At 38.4% G+C, this 15,340-nt stretch carries 12 protein-coding genes and 3 pseudogenes; 12 read left to right on the top strand and 3 right to left on the bottom strand.

Annotated elements, in window-relative coordinates; all coding sequences use genetic code 11:
• Nucleotide 1: 1 nt before the first annotated feature.
• The 7 genes and pseudogenes from AT575_RS09200 (at nucleotide 2) to AT575_RS09170 (ending at nucleotide 6,346) form a co-directional block, all read left to right on the top strand.
• Nucleotides 2-1,867 carry a BglG family transcription antiterminator gene (locus AT575_RS09200; protein ID WP_102778075.1) on the top strand — a complete coding sequence of 622 codons (1,866 nt, stop codon included), beginning with the start codon at nucleotides 2-4 and terminating at the stop codon, nucleotides 1,865-1,867.
• Complete coding sequence (locus AT575_RS09195; protein ID WP_102778074.1) at nucleotides 1,867-2,346, top strand: transcriptional regulator GutM; 480 nt, start codon at nucleotides 1,867-1,869, stop codon at nucleotides 2,344-2,346. Before AT575_RS09200 ends, AT575_RS09195 begins: the two co-directional genes overlap by 1 nt.
• Nucleotides 2,347-2,361: 15 nt before the next feature.
• Nucleotides 2,362-2,904 carry a PTS glucitol/sorbitol transporter subunit IIC gene (gene srlA, locus AT575_RS09190; RefSeq protein WP_071794062.1) on the top strand — a complete coding sequence of 181 codons (543 nt, stop codon included), beginning with the start codon at nucleotides 2,362-2,364 and terminating at the stop codon, nucleotides 2,902-2,904.
• A 29-nt stretch (nucleotides 2,905-2,933) separates the two neighbouring features.
• A pseudogene (gene srlE, locus AT575_RS09185) lies at nucleotides 2,934-3,922 on the top strand (PTS glucitol/sorbitol transporter subunit IIB).
• 29 nt (nucleotides 3,923-3,951) lie between these two features.
• Nucleotides 3,952-4,317, top strand: coding sequence for a PTS glucitol/sorbitol transporter subunit IIA (locus tag AT575_RS09180; protein ID WP_102778073.1), 366 nt, complete (start codon nucleotides 3,952-3,954; stop codon nucleotides 4,315-4,317).
• A gap of 143 nt (nucleotides 4,318-4,460) precedes the next feature.
• Nucleotides 4,461-5,159: a 2,3,4,5-tetrahydropyridine-2,6-dicarboxylate N-acetyltransferase gene (dapD, locus tag AT575_RS09175; protein ID WP_102778072.1), complete on the top strand. Its 699-nt coding sequence runs from the start codon at nucleotides 4,461-4,463 to the stop codon at nucleotides 5,157-5,159.
• Between the two features lie 59 nt (nucleotides 5,160-5,218).
• Nucleotides 5,219-6,346 (top strand): N-acetyldiaminopimelate deacetylase, encoded by a 1,128-nt coding sequence (locus AT575_RS09170; RefSeq protein WP_102778071.1) that lies wholly within the window; start codon nucleotides 5,219-5,221, stop codon nucleotides 6,344-6,346.
• Between the two features lie 152 nt (nucleotides 6,347-6,498).
• On the opposite strand, the gene AT575_RS09165 is transcribed toward AT575_RS09170, so the two are convergent.
• Nucleotides 6,499-7,857, bottom strand: a complete 1,359-nt coding sequence (locus AT575_RS09165; protein ID WP_102778070.1) for an MATE family efflux transporter — start codon at nucleotides 7,855-7,857, stop codon at nucleotides 6,499-6,501.
• 108 nt (nucleotides 7,858-7,965) lie between these two features.
• On the opposite strand from AT575_RS09165, the gene AT575_RS09160 reads away from it, so the two are divergent.
• Both AT575_RS09160 and AT575_RS09155 read left to right on the top strand, forming a co-directional pair.
• Entirely contained in the window at nucleotides 7,966-8,493 is a 528-nt protein-coding gene (locus AT575_RS09160) for a 5-formyltetrahydrofolate cyclo-ligase (RefSeq protein WP_102778069.1), read from the top strand.
• A pseudogene (locus AT575_RS09155) lies at nucleotides 8,490-9,160 on the top strand (rhomboid family intramembrane serine protease). The gene AT575_RS09160 and the pseudogene AT575_RS09155 overlap by 4 nt, the downstream one beginning before the upstream one ends.
• A gap of 45 nt (nucleotides 9,161-9,205) precedes the next feature.
• On the opposite strand, the gene galU reads toward AT575_RS09155, so the two are convergent.
• Together galU and AT575_RS09145 are read right to left on the bottom strand one after the other, a co-directional pair.
• Nucleotides 9,206-10,126: a UTP--glucose-1-phosphate uridylyltransferase GalU gene (gene galU / locus AT575_RS09150; protein WP_102778067.1), complete on the bottom strand. Its 921-nt coding sequence runs from the start codon at nucleotides 10,124-10,126 to the stop codon at nucleotides 9,206-9,208.
• Between the two features lie 24 nt (nucleotides 10,127-10,150).
• Complete coding sequence (locus AT575_RS09145; RefSeq protein ID WP_102778066.1) at nucleotides 10,151-11,167, bottom strand: NAD(P)H-dependent glycerol-3-phosphate dehydrogenase; 1,017 nt, start codon at nucleotides 11,165-11,167, stop codon at nucleotides 10,151-10,153.
• Nucleotides 11,168-11,357: 190 nt separating this feature from the next.
• On the opposite strand from AT575_RS09145, the gene AT575_RS09140 reads away from it, so the two are divergent.
• The 3 genes and pseudogenes from AT575_RS09140 (at nucleotide 11,358) to AT575_RS09130 (ending at nucleotide 15,298) form a co-directional block, all read left to right on the top strand.
• The gene (locus AT575_RS09140) at nucleotides 11,358-11,810 is read left to right on the top strand and encodes a MarR family winged helix-turn-helix transcriptional regulator (protein ID WP_102778065.1); all 453 of its coding nucleotides are present in this window, start codon (nucleotides 11,358-11,360) and stop codon (nucleotides 11,808-11,810) included.
• Nucleotides 11,803-13,515 carry an ABC transporter ATP-binding protein gene (locus AT575_RS09135; RefSeq protein ID WP_102778064.1) on the top strand — a complete coding sequence of 571 codons (1,713 nt, stop codon included), beginning with the start codon at nucleotides 11,803-11,805 and terminating at the stop codon, nucleotides 13,513-13,515. The genes AT575_RS09140 and AT575_RS09135 overlap by 8 nt, the downstream gene beginning before the upstream one ends.
• Nucleotides 13,515-15,298, top strand: a pseudogene (locus AT575_RS09130) (ABC transporter ATP-binding protein). The gene AT575_RS09135 and the pseudogene AT575_RS09130 overlap by 1 nt, the downstream one beginning before the upstream one ends.
• Nucleotides 15,299-15,340: the final 42 nt, after the last annotated feature.

Genomic DNA, 15,340 nt, shown 5'->3' with positions numbered 1-15,340 from the left:
AGTGACGTTAGTAAATCGATGGTATCAAATAATAGAGCCTTTAGTTGCACAACACGAAGTGGACATTGATACTTTGAAAAATGCTCTTAATATTAGCAATCAAACGTTGATGAAGAGTATCGACCAATTAAACGATTTGTTAGATGACGACATTAGAATCATTCAGAAACAAAATAAACTTCAAATGCAAGTCTTTGATTATACAAGATTAGAGACAGTACTTTCTGGTAGTTTAAGAAAACAGAGTGACTTTAATTCGTCCAGTAAGCGCGTTGCCTATTTAATCAAAAGACTAATAAATTGCAAAAACTCATTAACGATTGATGAACTTGCTGAGGAAGTTGGCGTTAGTAGGGGGACTTTAAATAAAGATTTAAAACTTGTTAAAAGAATAGCTCAAGATTATTCTGTCGCTGTTGTTGGAAAACCAAATCATGGCATTGAAATAAATGGAGATGAACATAATTTAAGGTTGCTTTATATTCATCAAGTATTTAATTACTTCGATGGGAACACCTTAAAATATGAAACAATTGTATTTTTGGACAAGCTTTATAAAGACTTAAAGCTTCCTCATAAAATACAGGAATTACTTTCAAAAACCTTAGCTATTACAATTGCTAGAGTAAGTAAAGGTAATTATGTGGATTATCCAATTATTTATTACAGCCACGAAGTTCAAATGACTTCTTTTATTGAGGAGCTTGTCTATCACATAGAACTAACCTATCATATCTCGCTAAGTTTTTTTGAACGCCAGTTTATTGCCTTTCCCTTGAATATCCAGTACATTGATGGTCTGGAATATGAAAGTATAAAAGATGAAAAACTTTATGATATTTATCTTCAGATGATTTCTAGAGTTAAAGAAACATTACTTGTAAACTTTGAGAAAGACCAATTATATCAAGAGCTTGAAACACATTTTAAGTTTTTAGTAAATAGACTTATATTTCATATTCAAGCTAACGATATTTTTCATGGGGAGATAAAAAACAAATACCCTCTAGCATTTGAAATGGCAAATGTGGCAACAGAAGTCTTATCAGAAATTTTTGGTTATTCTGTTCAGCCTTCAGAAAAGAGTTATTTAGCATTATATTTTGAAATGATGATGCGGGATAAAGAAGCACAAACAGAAATTGGTTCGAAAAAAATTGCGGTTGTTTGTACAACTGGGAGAGGGACAGCAAATATGATATGCCGGCGCTTAATGAGCGTTCTTGGTAGAGATATTGAAATTGAACAATTTTCAGAAGAGCAATTTTGTCCTGAACAAAATGACCATTATTTTGCTATTTTCACAACAATCCCACTAAAATTTGGACAACTAAAATCTCCTGTTGTTCAAATAACAAATTTATTTGATGATCAATGGTTACAAAATGAATGGCAAAAATTACAATTCTACCATCAAAAGAATTTAGTATTAACAGCATTACATTTTGTTAGATTGTCTCCAAAGGAAAATTATCAAGATTATCTTCTAGAGATGACTAACTATCTTTCAGAAAAGAAACTGGTTGATGAGGGTTTTGAGCAACGCATCATTAGTCGCGAAAAGCAACAATCAACAATCTTCGGTAATCGCATTGCTTTTCCTCATACCATTAATCAAATAGATACAAAAACAATTTTACTTTTAGGTCTTTTAGAAAAAGTCCATCAAGAGGATGATAATCAGGTTGAATTTATCTTCATGGTTGCTATTCCAAATCGAGTGGAGAGTCAAATGGAAGCTGATCTCATTGAGTTATATGATGACATTTTTCGTGTCGCAAGTAATGATGAGTTAAAAGAAGCTATCCGTAAGGTAATCGACGAAGAAGATTTTATAGAACTAACGAAAGAAAAAGGAATATTTTAATGGATAGAGTTATTATTTTTGCAATAATTATTATTATCGCATATCTCGTTCAAATTCTTTTAGGTTTGCGCCAACTGAAACACTTCAATCAGGTCTATTCAGATATGAGAAAAAAAGGAAGAGTGGCTATTGGTAGAAGGTCAGGGAAAATCAAATCAGGTACTATTGTTATGTTTGCGATCGATGAGAAAGGTTTAGTCTTAGATGCTCAAAAGATGCAAGGTGTAACAGTAGCTGCAAAATTCCAGCAAATGCCACAATTTATAGATCAAGACATACACTATCTAGACTCTTACAATTCTTTGGTTCGTAAAGAAAATAAACTTCTTCAAATCGCAATTGAAGATGCAAGAGATTTATTTGTTAGAACTGAAGCAGGTTCTTATCAAGAAGTAACAAAATACGCATCCGCTTTTGATATTGATTTTCACGTTAAAAACTTAGTTTCAAGATTTAAAATTCAAAAAAACAAATTTTAAAAGGAGTTAAACATTATGGAATACATCACTAAATTTGCTGAAGGCTTTATGAAACTCTTCCAATTAGGGGGAGAGACCTTCGTTAGTTGGATGACTGGAATTGTACCAGTAGTCTTAATGTTATTAGTAGCAATGAATGCTCTTATTGCACTGCTTGGTGAAGATAAAGTTAATAAATTAGCTCAAATCTCAGCAAAAAACCCAGTTAGCCGTTATATGATTCTTCCATTTATTTCAGCATTTATGCTGGGAAATCCGATGGCCATTAGTATGGGTCGATTTATGCCGGAGTACTATAAACCAAGTTATGTTGCTTCTCAAATGCAATTTTGTCATACTTCAAATGGAGTCTTTCCACATATCAACCCAGGTGAACTTTTTGTTTGGATGGGTATTGCATCAGGAATAAAAACACTTGGACTTAGCCAAATGGACCTTGCTATCCGTTATATGTTAGTTGGTTTAATTATGAATTTTGTCAGTGGCTGGGTAACTGATTTTACAACAGCTTACGTTTCAAAACAACAAGGTGTTACCTTAAGCAAGACATTAGATTAATTGATAAAAGATAGAAAGTGAGAATGAAGATGACATATCAAAGTATAAAAGTTGTAAAAGGTAGTGGTGGTTTTGGTGGACCTCTCGTTATTACACCAACAGAAGAAAAACATAAATTTATTTATATCACAGGTGGTGGAGAAAAACCTGAAATTGTCGATAAAATCTCAGCTTTGACTGGTATGGAAGCCGTTAATGGCTTCAAAACTTCAATTCCAGATGAAGAAATTGCTTTAGCAATTGTTGACTGTGGTGGAACATTACGCTGTGGAATTTATCCTAAAAAAGGTATTCCAACAATTAATGTAGTTCCTACTGGTAAAAGTGGGCCTCTTGCGCAATATATTACAGAAGATATTTATGTATCAGCAGTTGGCTTAATCAAATTGAAGCTACCGATGAATCAGCTTTAGGTATCCAAAGTAATATTGACCAACCAAAAGTAACAAGTTATGATACAAGTAAGAAAATTACAGAGCAACGTGCACAATCTAGCTTTATTGCTCGTATTGGTATGGGAGCTGGTAAAGTGGTTGCGACCTTTAATCAGGCAGCTCGTGAAGCTATTCAAACTTTGCTTAACACTATCTTGCCTTTTATGGCTTTTGTATCGTTATTAATTGGCTTTATTCAAGGATCTGGTGTTGGAAATTGGTTGGCTAAATTAATGGTTCCATTAGCTGGAAATATTTGGGGATTGGTTATTATTGGTTTCATCTGTTCATTACCATTCTTATCTCCATTGTTAGGACCAGGAGCAGTTATCTCACAAATCATTGGAACCTTGATTGGGGTTGAAATTGGCAAAGGTACAATTCCTCCACAAATGGCATTACCAGCCCTTTTTGCCATCAATACGCAAAATGGTTGTGATTTTATACCAGTAGCACTTGGTTTATCAGAAGCAAAATCAGAAACAGTTGAAGTTGGAGTACCATCAGTTCTTTATTCACGTTTTTTGAATGGGGTACCTAGAGTTATTGTTGCCTGGATTGCAAGTATCGGATTATATCAATAAGGAAAAATTTAGAAATAGGGGTTTTATAAATGGTAAAAATATTTGAAACTAAAATTGTCGATGTTGGACCGGAAGCAGAAGAAATGATCAATGGTGCAAATATGCTAATTCTTTTCGGACAAGGAGCACCAGCTGATTTAGCAGAATATTGTTTTACAATTGATAATAAAAATCTTAATGATGACATTACAAGTGGTGGGCGTTTAAAAATTGATGATTTAGAATTCACAATAACTGCTGTTGGAAATCTTGTCAACACAAACTTGAGTAACCTAGGTCACATCACTATATCTTTTGATGGTTCAAGTCAAGCTTCTTTACCGGGGACCTTACATGTTGATGGCAATAGAGGACCTGTTATTAGTGTAGGTAGTATTGTTTCTTTTTGGAAATAAAATGTAATGTTACCATTTAGTATTTACCTCCTAATCTATTTAAAGCCCCAATGGGGCCTTTTTTGTGTCAAAAAATAATTCTAAAACTTAGCCAATTTTCTGAAAATTTGTTATAATAGAAAAAAATCCAGAGGAGAATCACTATGACAGCAGAAAAAATGTCAGCACAAGAAATTATTGCGTTTATTGGAAATGCGGAAAAGAAAACACCTGTAAAGGTCACCTATCAAGGTCAGTTGGCTGAATGGGTTCCTAATTCTGTGCTTAAGCTGGGCAATGTTCTCTTTGGTGACTGGAAAGATATTGCGCCTTTGCTAGTCGGTTTAGAAGAAAACACTGATTATGTGGTCGAGCAAGATGGTCGTAATTCGGCTGTTCCGCTTTTGGACAAACGTGAATTAAATGCTCGGATTGAGCCTGGTGCAATTATTCGTGACCAAGTCAGCATTGGTGATAATGCCGTTATTATGATGGGGGCTATTCTCAATATTGGTGCTGAAGTTGGCTCTGGGACAATGATCGATATGGGAGCTATCCTTGGGGGTCGTGCTACGGTTGGTAAAAATAGTCACATCGGGGCTGGCGCTGTCCTAGCTGGTGTTATTGAACCAGCAAGTGCAGAACCTGTTAGAATTGGCGATAACGTGTTAATCGGTGCTAACGCTGTTGTCATTGAAGGCGTTCAGGTTGGCAATGGTTCAGTTGTTGCTGCAGGGGCAATTGTAACGCAAAATGTTCCTGAAAATGTTGTGGTTGGTGGTGTGCCAGCGCGTATTATTAAAGAAATTGATGCCCAAACACAACAAAAAACGGCCTTGGAAGAAGCCTTGCGTTTAATCTAATTTTTGGAATCGGTGATTAATCCCGTGCTTAGCACGGGATTTTCTATTAAGGAGATGTTATGTTAGACCTTGTACAGATTAGAAGAGAACTTCATCAAATACCGGAAATCGGCTTGCAGGAATTTAAGACTCAGGCTTATCTTTTAGAACGCATTCAGGAGCTCTGCCAAGGGGATGAATGCATCAGTATTAAAACTTGGCGGACTGGGATTTTAGTCTTCTTGAAAGGCTCTGCCCCGGAGAAAACCATTGCTTGGCGGACGGATATTGATGGTCTGCCGATTTTGGAAGAAACTGGCTTGCCATTTTCCAGTAGCCATAAAGGCTTTATGCATGCTTGTGGTCATGATATGCATATGACTCTTGCACTTGGTCTCTTGGAAGAGGCATTAAAGCTTGAGCGAAAGAACAATTTGCTTTTTATTTTTCAGCCAGCTGAGGAGAATGAAGCGGGTGGCATGCTCATGTATCAAGATGGTGCTTTGGATGAGTATCAGATTGTTGAAGTTTATGCTTGTCATGTGCGTCCTGATTTGCCTGTTGGTACGATTGCTACCAATAGGAGCACACTTTTTGCTGGAACCTGTGAGGTTCTTTTGACCTTTAAGGGTAAAGGTGGGCATGCTGCCTTTCCTCATCAGTCTAACGATGCTCTTGTGGCTGCAGCTTATTTCATTACGCAGGTGCAAACCATCGTTTCTCGTAATGTCGACCCCATTGAGGGTGCTGTTGTCACTTTTGGTTCTTTACATGCGGGAACAACGAATAATGTGATTGCATCTGAGGCCAAGTTGCATGGGACTATTAGAACTTTATCACAAGAGATGAACCTGCTAACCCAAAAGCGCTTGAAGAGTATCGCTGAAGGAATCGCAGCTAGTTTTGATTTGGAAGTTGATTTGCGACTTAAACAAGGAGGTTATTTACCTGTTGAAAATAATCCTTCCTTAGCGGGTGAGCTGATGGCCTTCTTTACTGATAGAGATGAGGTAGAACTGATAGATTGTCAGCCGGCTATGACTGGGGAAGATTTTGGTTTTCTACTTCATCAAATTCCCGGTGTCATGTTTTGGTTAGGAGTGGAGGCAGCTTTTCCTCTCCACCACCCGCAAATGAGTCCTGATGAAAGAGTTCTAGCCTTTGCACCGAAAGAAATTGCTGCATTTTTGGCAAGTCGGCTCCATTAAAAAGACCAACTGGTCTTTTTGTTTTGATAAAAAAAGGTAGCTCCAAAGGGAGCTACCAAAGAGATTTATGAAAAGGATAAATAAGAAAACCTATCTATCCCAACGGTTTAGGAGACCGTTATTTAGGATAGTTTTATTATAGAGGTTCTAGCTTAAAGATTTCTTAATTGAGCTTCCATTTTTTCTTGTTGGTTCAATTTTTTGAGTAAAATCAGGCTTGAAGGGATTAAGATGATGACAGCTCCAATCCATGCTGCTGGGCTTGCCCAAGCAATTCCAACGAAGCCGAAATAAATGAGTCCGATAATAGCGACTCCTGCTCTAAGGACTAACTCCATAATACCTGCTAAGGTTGGGACAAAGCCGTAGCCTAATCCTTGAATAAAGGAACGAAGGATGAAGAGGTTGGCCAAAATCCAGTAACAGCCACCATTAATCATGTAATAAATAAGGGCTAATCGGAAGACTTCAGGATTAGCATCAGCGATAAATAATCCTGAGAAGAAACGGTGACAGCTGACTAACAAGATGGCGAAAAGAATGGACCATGCAATACAGATTAAGAGGGAACCTTTGAGACCTTGACGAATTCTAGCATATTCTTTAGCTCCATAATTCTGGGCAGTAAAGGTTGAGATGGCTAAGCCCAGGTTAATCATGGGTAGCATTGCTAGTTGATCGGTTTTACTAGCAATAGCCTGTGCTGCGATAGCATCTGTTCCTAACTTATTAATGGTAATTTGGAGGGTGATGGCTCCAATGGCGATTATGCTAGCCTGGAAGCCCATGGGAAATCCTAGGCGGGCATGGTTACGCAGATGGCTTGAATCTAATTGTAAATCTTTACGACCGATGTGGAAATATGGGATGTACTTTTGAATATAAACCACTAAGTAAAGGACGGAAAAGGCTTGGGCGATGATGGTCGCAATGCCGGCTCCTAAAACCCCCATTTTTAAGTAAAGGATAAAGAAAAATTCCAAGAGGATATTGAGGATGCTAGCAATAATGAGGGCAACTAGGGGTGTTTTGGAATTCCCTAAACTACGGATGGCACTGGAAAGGTAATTGAAGAGGATGGTGAAGACCAGGCCACCGAAAATAGCGAGTAAGAAATCGTAGGCATCTTGGATTAAGTGCTCGGGCGTCTGCATCAATACTAAGAGTTGCCGTAAAAAGATCAGGGAGATGACACTTAGAACAAGGCTGACTACAATAGAATAGAAAAGGCCATGGACAAAACTTTTTTTAACCCCTTCAAAATCCTCTGCACCGTATAATTGTGAAGTGACAATGGTTAAACCTGAGGTCAAGCCCATAGCAAAACCGATAATCAGGAAGGTCAAACTTCCGGTTGCCCCAACACTGGCAAAGGCATTCTGCCCTAAGGTATGTCCAACGATAATGCTGTCGGCAAAGTTATATGTGAGCTGAAAAAAACTCCCAATTATGAGAGGAATGGTAAAAGCTAAAATGACAGTTAGGGGATTTCCTTTGGTTAAATTTTGCATGTTTTTCTCCGTGAATTCAGTTACCTTTCCATTCTACCTTTTGTTTTCTTAAATTTCAATACAGATTAGAAGCATATAGAAAAGGAAAAAATGTGTTAAAATAGGCTAATGTTAAAAAAAGAAATTCGAAACCAAATGATTCAAGAGATGAAATCTCTGGATAAAACAGAAAAAGCTGAAAAAGATTTAGCCCTACTAGAGGAATTACGAGCAAGTCAGGCTTATCAAAGTGCCAAGGTGATAGCGACTTATTTGGCTATGCCCCATGAATACAAAACAGGTCTTCTAATCAAGCAGGCTTTAACAGATGGCAAGCAGGTCTTGATTCCTAAAACCTATCCTAAAGGCAAAATGATTTTTGTGGCTTATGAGCCTAAAAATCTTGAGCGGACGAACTTTGGACTATTAGAGCCTAAGAGTGACCTTGAGGTGGTCAAAAATCAAATTGACATGATTCATGTTCCAGGGGTTGCTTTTAACGAGGCCGGTTTCCGTATTGGTTATGGGGCTGGTTACTATGATCGTTACCTAGCAGACTTTCAAGGAGCAACAGTCTCTACCATTTACGACTGTCAAAAGGCTGAGTTCCAAGAAGAAGCTCATGATGTGGCGGTTCAGGAGGTCTTGATTAAATGACCTACAACCTTAAGAAAAGTCCCGTCACCTTCTTTTTCCTAGCCATTACGGTCCTGGTTTTCCTGGCAATGCAAGTTTATTATGGATCGGCTGCAAGCTCTCCCCAGGCAGTTTTTAACTTTGGAGGCATGCTTGGTTTGGTGGTGAAAGCTGCGCCTAGTCAGGCCTGGCGTCTGATTACTCCCATATTTGTTCACATTGGCTGGCAACACTTTTTCGTTAATGCCCTGACTCTTTTTTATGTGGGTCAATTGGCTGAGAAAGTTTGGGGGTCAAAAAATTTCTTCTTTCTCTATTTGTTATCCGGTTTTATGGGCAACTTATTAACCTTGCTTGTGACGCCAGGAGTGGTTGCCGCGGGCGCGTCGACATCCTTATTTGGAATCTTTGCGGCTATTGTTGTCCTGGGAATCTTTAGTAAGAACCATCATTTGAAGGCCTTTGGCAAGACCTACCAGACCTTGATTATTCTCAACTTGGTCATGACTGTCATTATGCCTAATGTGAGTTTAGTAGGGCACCTGGGGGTGTTCTTGGTGGTGGGCTGGCAGCAGCATTTCTACCTAATCAAGTTGATCAGGCCTTATTTTCCCAAAGAAAAAGACAAGTAGCTGGTCTGCTTTTCGCTACTATTAGTCTTGTCATTTTATTTATAGCTTTTATTTAAGAATAGAATAAGCGCACTTACTTTTTCAGTAGTGCGCTTTATTGTTTATTTTGTTGATTTTGTTTCTTCTTTGTTTTCGGCTGCTAGGGCTTGACCAAGTTTAATGATATAGTCTTTGAGGTCATCTTTAACTTGTTCATGCTTGAGGGCATAGTCGATAGAGGTTTTCATAAAACCAAATTTATCGCCCACGTCATAGCGATTACCAGTAAATTCACGAGCAAACACGCGTTGGGTTTTGTTGAGGGTATCGATGGCGTCTGTTAATTGAACCTCATTGCCAGCTCCTGGTGCTTGATTCTCGAGTAAGTCAAAAATTTCAGGTGTTAGGAGATAGCGTCCTATAATTGCTAAATCACTTGGAGCATCTTCTGGTTTTGGTTTCTCGACGAAAGTATCTACACTATACAAGCCATTTACAGCTTTACCATGAGGAGCAATTACCCCATAATTAGAAACTTCAGAATGAGGAACCTTCATGACAGCAATCGTTGATGCATGGGTTGTCTCGTAATCATCCATGAGCTGTTTTGTTAGTGGGGTAGCGGAGCTGTCTGTAATATCCATCAAATCATCACCTAACATGACGATAAATGGTTCATTACCAACAAATGCTTTTGCTTGTAAAACAGCGTCTCCAAGACCACGTGGGTGGCTTTGACGGATAAAGTGCAAATTGATTGAAGTGGTTTCGTCAACTAACTTCAATAATTCAGTTTTACCTTTTTGTTGCAGGTTATATTCCAATTCAAAGTTTGAATCAAAGTGGTCTTCAATAGACCGTTTAGCTTTTCCGGTAACGATTAATATTTCTTCAATACCTGATTTTAAAGCTTCTTCAACGATAAATTGAATGGTTGGTTTATCAACAATAGGCAACATTTCTTTGGCAAGTGCTTTTGTTGCTGGTAAGAAACGAGTTCCAAGACCAGCTGCTGGGATAATAGCTTTTCTTACTTTAGTCATTTGATTCTCCTAATAGCAATGACATTAATGCCATTCATTTTCAGATTTAAATTCGTTAGACATCATGCCTAAGATGCTTTCTTTAACGCCTGCGCCTTCATAAATTGATTTATAAATGGCAGTTGTAATTGGCATGTAGACTCCAAGTTCTTGAGCAATTTCATAGGCAACTTTTGTTGTCGAAATTCCTTCTATAACCATTCCCATATTGCGTTCAATATCTTCTAATTTTTCTCCGCGACCAAGAGCATCTCCGGCACGCCAGTTACGAGAATGGACAGAGGTCCCGGTAACAATCAAATCACCAACACCCGATAAGCCACTGTATGTTAGTGGATCAGCACCAAGTTTCACACCAAGACGAGTAATTTCAGCTAAGCCACGCGTGATAACGGCAGCTTTAGCATTATCGCCATAGCCAAGACCATGAAGAGCACCAGCACCAACAGCGATAATATTCTTAAGGGCACCAGCAGTTTCAACTCCGATAACGTCGCTATTAGTATAGAGACGGAAGTAGCTGTTGCTAAAGAGGGATTGAACATATTTGGCAGCTTCTAAATCATTTGACGCTGCTGTAATTAGAGTGATATCACGAACAATAGTTTCTTCAGCATGACTTGGTCCTGAGACAACAACGATGTCACTACGTAAGTTTGCAGGGACTTCTTCTGAAATTACAGTAGATAAGCGTTCATGTGTTCCAGGTTCTAGACCTTTTGAAGCATGCATCATGATAACTTTATGATCTAAAGTCTCAGCAACTTGTTTTGCAACCAATCGTGTTACTTTTGTTGGAACAACAAAAAGAACAGCATTGGCCCCATCAAGGGCATCTTTTAAGTTAGTTGTTGCTTTGATCTGTTCATCAATTACAATGTCTTTAAAATAGCGTGTGTTGGTATGTTTGCTATTAATTTCATCGATTTGTTCTTGTGAGTCTCCCCAAAGGCAAACCTCATGGCCGTTGTCGTTTAAGACTTGGGCAAGTGCCGTTCCCCATGAACCAGGGCCTAAAATTGCTATTTTTTCTTTTGTCATTTCTAATCTCCTTTAAGAGTCATCATCTCATTATATCACAAGACCCTTTAATACTCTATTATAAACGGCATTCTGAGCAATTATGAAAATTTTTGAAAAACATACTTAAAATTTACAGAAAAAATCATTTCCCTTGACAATAGTTCCTAAGAGAACTAAAATAGTTAGCACGAGAACTAAGGAGAAAATCATGTCACGAATTATTGCTGATCTGAGGGAATTGACCCATCAGATTGAACAAATCAGTGAAGAAATTGCTAAAAAATATGCTATTGACCACCTTGCGGGTCCGCAAGGTCATGTTTTGGTTTATTTACAAAAAAATAAAGAGCGCGAAATCTTTGTTAAAGATATTGAAACACAACTTGGAATCTCAAAATCAGTTGCTAGTAATCTTGTTAAGCGAATGGAGAAGAATGGTTTTATTGAAGTCATTCCTTCGCAGACAGACAAACGCTACAAGCAAGTGATTATGACGCAAAAAGGGGAAGATAAGCTGCCGCTTTTACAAGAGTGTCGCCAAGATATTGAGAATTATTTTTTTAAAGAAATCACTAGGGAAGAGTTTCAAGTGGTTCGAAAAGTGATTGATCAATTGAAACAGAATATGCTTGATTATAAAAAAGGAGAAGATGATGCTTAAAAAAGCCATTCTAAATTACAAATGGTATGCTCTAGGGTCATTCTTGATGATTATTGCGGTTGTTGCAAGTACTTTACTTCAACCCCATTATCTAAAAGATGTTTTAGAAGCAGTCATTAAAAACGATAAAGACAAAATTGCCCAAGTGGGTGTTTTGCTTTTGATTATTGCGGGTATTGGTCTAGTTGCCGGAACGATTAATACAGTTCTTTCAGCTAAGATTGCCCAAGGGGTATCAGCGGATATTCGGGAAGAAACTTTCCGCAAAATTCAAAGTTTTTCTTATGCAAATGTAGAAGAATTTAATGCGGGTAACTTAGTTGTGCGAATGACCAATGACGTCAACCAAATTCAAAACTTAGTCATGATGCTCTTCCAAGTATTATTCCGCTTGCCAATTCTTTTCATTGGAGCCTTCTACATGGCTGTTCAAACCTTACCAAAATTATGGTGGGTCTTAGTCTTAATGGTTGTTTTAATTGCTATTATCATGGCTTTGGTCATGAGTCAAATGGGTCCTCGTTTTGGGAAATTCCAATCCTTAATGGATAAAATCAACCGGATTGCTAAAGAAAATTTACGTGGTGTTCGTGTGGTTAAATCATTCGTTCAAGAACGAGAACAGTATGCTAAATTTAAAGAAACCTCAAATGAATTATTAGGTCTTAACCTCTTTATTGGTTACGGTTTCTCAATGATGCAACCGGCTTTGATGTTGGTCTCTTATTTAGCCGTTTATGTTTCTATTTTAGTTGTCTCAGGGATGGTTAAAACAGAACCAACCGTTATTGGTAGTATTGCTTCCTTTATGACTTATATGATGCAAATCATGTTCTCTATCATTATGGTAGGGTTTATGGGAATGCAAGCCAGTCGTTCTTTCATTTCCATTGGTCGGATCAAGGAAGTTTTAGATACTGAACCTGCCATGACTTATGTTAACAGTGATCAAGCAGGAGATATTTCTGGTGACATTGTATTTGAACATGTTAGCTTTACTTACCCAAATGAGGAAGAAGCAACTTTGAAAGATATTTCTTTCTCAATTGCTTCAGGTCAAATGGTTGGTGTCGTTGGTGCTACTGGTGCTGGTAAATCGACATTAGCACAGCTGATTCCACGCTTATTCGATCCGCAAGAAGGTCGGATTTTAGTGGGTGGTAAAGACCTTAAGAGCCTCAGCCAGAAAACGCTGAAAGAGAATATTTCGATTGTTCTTCAAAAAGCTATTCTCTTTTCTGGAACCATTGCCGATAATTTACGGCAAGGAAATTATCGAGCTGACTTTGAAACCATGCAAAAAGCAGCATCGATTGCTCAGGCTCGTGAGTTCATTGACCGTATGGATCAAGGCTATGATAGTCTGGTTGAGGAACGTGGGAATAACTTCTCAGGTGGACAGAAACAAAGAATGTCTATTGCTCGTGGTGTTATTAACAATCCGAAAATTTTAGTTTTAGATGATTCAACGTCGGCATTAGATGCTAAATCGGAAAAACTAGTGCAGGAAGCTTTGAACCACGATTTGAAAGAGACAACAACTGTTATTATCGCTCAGAAAATATCATCGGTGGTTAAAGCAGATACGATTTTAGTTTTAGACAATGGTCGCTTGATTGGCCAAGGTAAACATGCGGAATTGATCGCTTCGAATGAGGTCTACCGTGAGATTTACGAAACACAGAAAGGTAAGGAGGAAGAATAATGAAAACAGCCCGTTTTTTCTGGTTTTATTTTAAACGCTATAAAATCTCATTTTTCTTTATTGGATTAGCTATTATTCTTGCCACTTACCTGCAAGTGAAAGCTCCCGTTTTCTTAGGGGAAGCCTTGACGGAACTTGGTAAAATTGGTCAAAAATACTATATGGCTAAAATGGCTGGTCAAACAGGATTTAAGCCAGACACTTCTGACTTCATGGCTGTTATGACTAAATTATTGTTGGCTTACCTCTTTACAGCACTAGCTAATTTTGTCTACAGTTTACTCTTCACTCGAATCGTAGCTCAATCGACAAACCGCATGCGTAAAGGTCTCTTTGGCAAATTAGAACGCTTAACGGTTTCTTTCTTTGATAGCCACAAAGATGGTGCCATCTTGTCACGCTTTACCAGTGACTTGGATAACATTCAAAACTCGCTCAACCAATCCTTAGTGCAGGTTGTTACTAATATTGCCCTTTATATCGGTTTGGTTTGGATGATGTTCCGTCAAGATACCCGTTTAGCTCTTTTGACAATGGCAACAACACCGGTAGCGATTATTATCTTAGTCATCATTATTCGTCTGGCTCGTAAATACACTGATATCCAACAAAAAGAAGTTTCAGCCCTTAACGCCTATATGGACGAAAAGATTTCTGGTCAAAAAGCTATTATCGTACAAGGTGTACAAGCAGAAACCATTGATGGTTTCTTAGAGCACAATGAAAAAGTAAGAGCCGCAACCTTTAAAGGTCGTCTTTTCGCTGGACTTCTCTTCCCAGTTATGAACGGGATGAGTCTTTTAAATACGGCCATTGTTATTTTCCTTGGTTCGAGTATTGTCCTCAATGATAAATCAATTTCGATGGCAGTAGGTCTTGGATTGGTGGTTACCTTTGTTCAGTTTTCACAACAATACTACCAACCAATTATGCAGGTTGCCGCTTCATGGGGCGAGCTTCAGTTAGCTTTCACAGGCGCTAGCCGCATCCAAGAAATGTTTGATGAGGAAGAAGAAGTTCGTCCTCAGAATGCTCCGCTATTCACCCAATTAAAAGAAGGTGTTGCTATTAACCATGTTGACTTTGGTTACAAACCGGGTCAAAAAGTCCTCTCAGATGTAACGATTAGTGCGCCTAAAGGTAAAATGGTGGCTGTTGTTGGGCCAACCGGTTCAGGTAAGACGACTATCATGAACTTGATCAACCGTTTCTACGATGTTGACAGTGGTTCCATTACCTTTGACGGCATTGACATCCGTGACTATGATCTCGACAGCCTTCGTAAAAATGTCGGTATCGTCTTGCAGGAATCTGTTCTCTTCTCAGGGACAATTGCGGATAATATCCGTTTTGGCGATGCTTCTATTTCTCAGGAGATGGTGGAAATCGCTGCGCGTGCGACCCATATTCACGAATTTATCAAGTCCCTGCCCGAAGGCTATCAAACCATGGTCTCAGACGACGAGAATGTGTTCTCAACTGGGCAAAAACAATTGATTTCAATTGCCAGAACCCTACTGACCGACCCACAAGTTTTAATTTTAGACGAAGCAACTTCCAATGTTGACACCGTAACTGAAAGTAAAATCCAAAAAGCAATGGAAGCCATCGTAGCAGGTAGAACCAGCTTCGTTATCGCCCACCGCTTGAAGACCATCCTCAACGCAGACGAAATCATCGTCCTTAAAGATGGCAAAGTCATTGAACAAGGTAATCACCATGAATTATTACGCCAAAAAGGTTCTATTCTGAACTTTACCATAACCAATTTGTCTTTGAATAAGTCAATTACAAAAGGAGTTGTCAAATGGCAGCTCCTTTTGAT

It is taken from the genome of Streptococcus penaeicida (genome assembly GCF_002887775.1).
Classification (GTDB): Bacteria; Bacillota; Bacilli; order Lactobacillales; family Streptococcaceae; genus Streptococcus; species Streptococcus penaeicida.
This window is presented reverse-complemented; position numbering and strand designations above follow the sequence as displayed.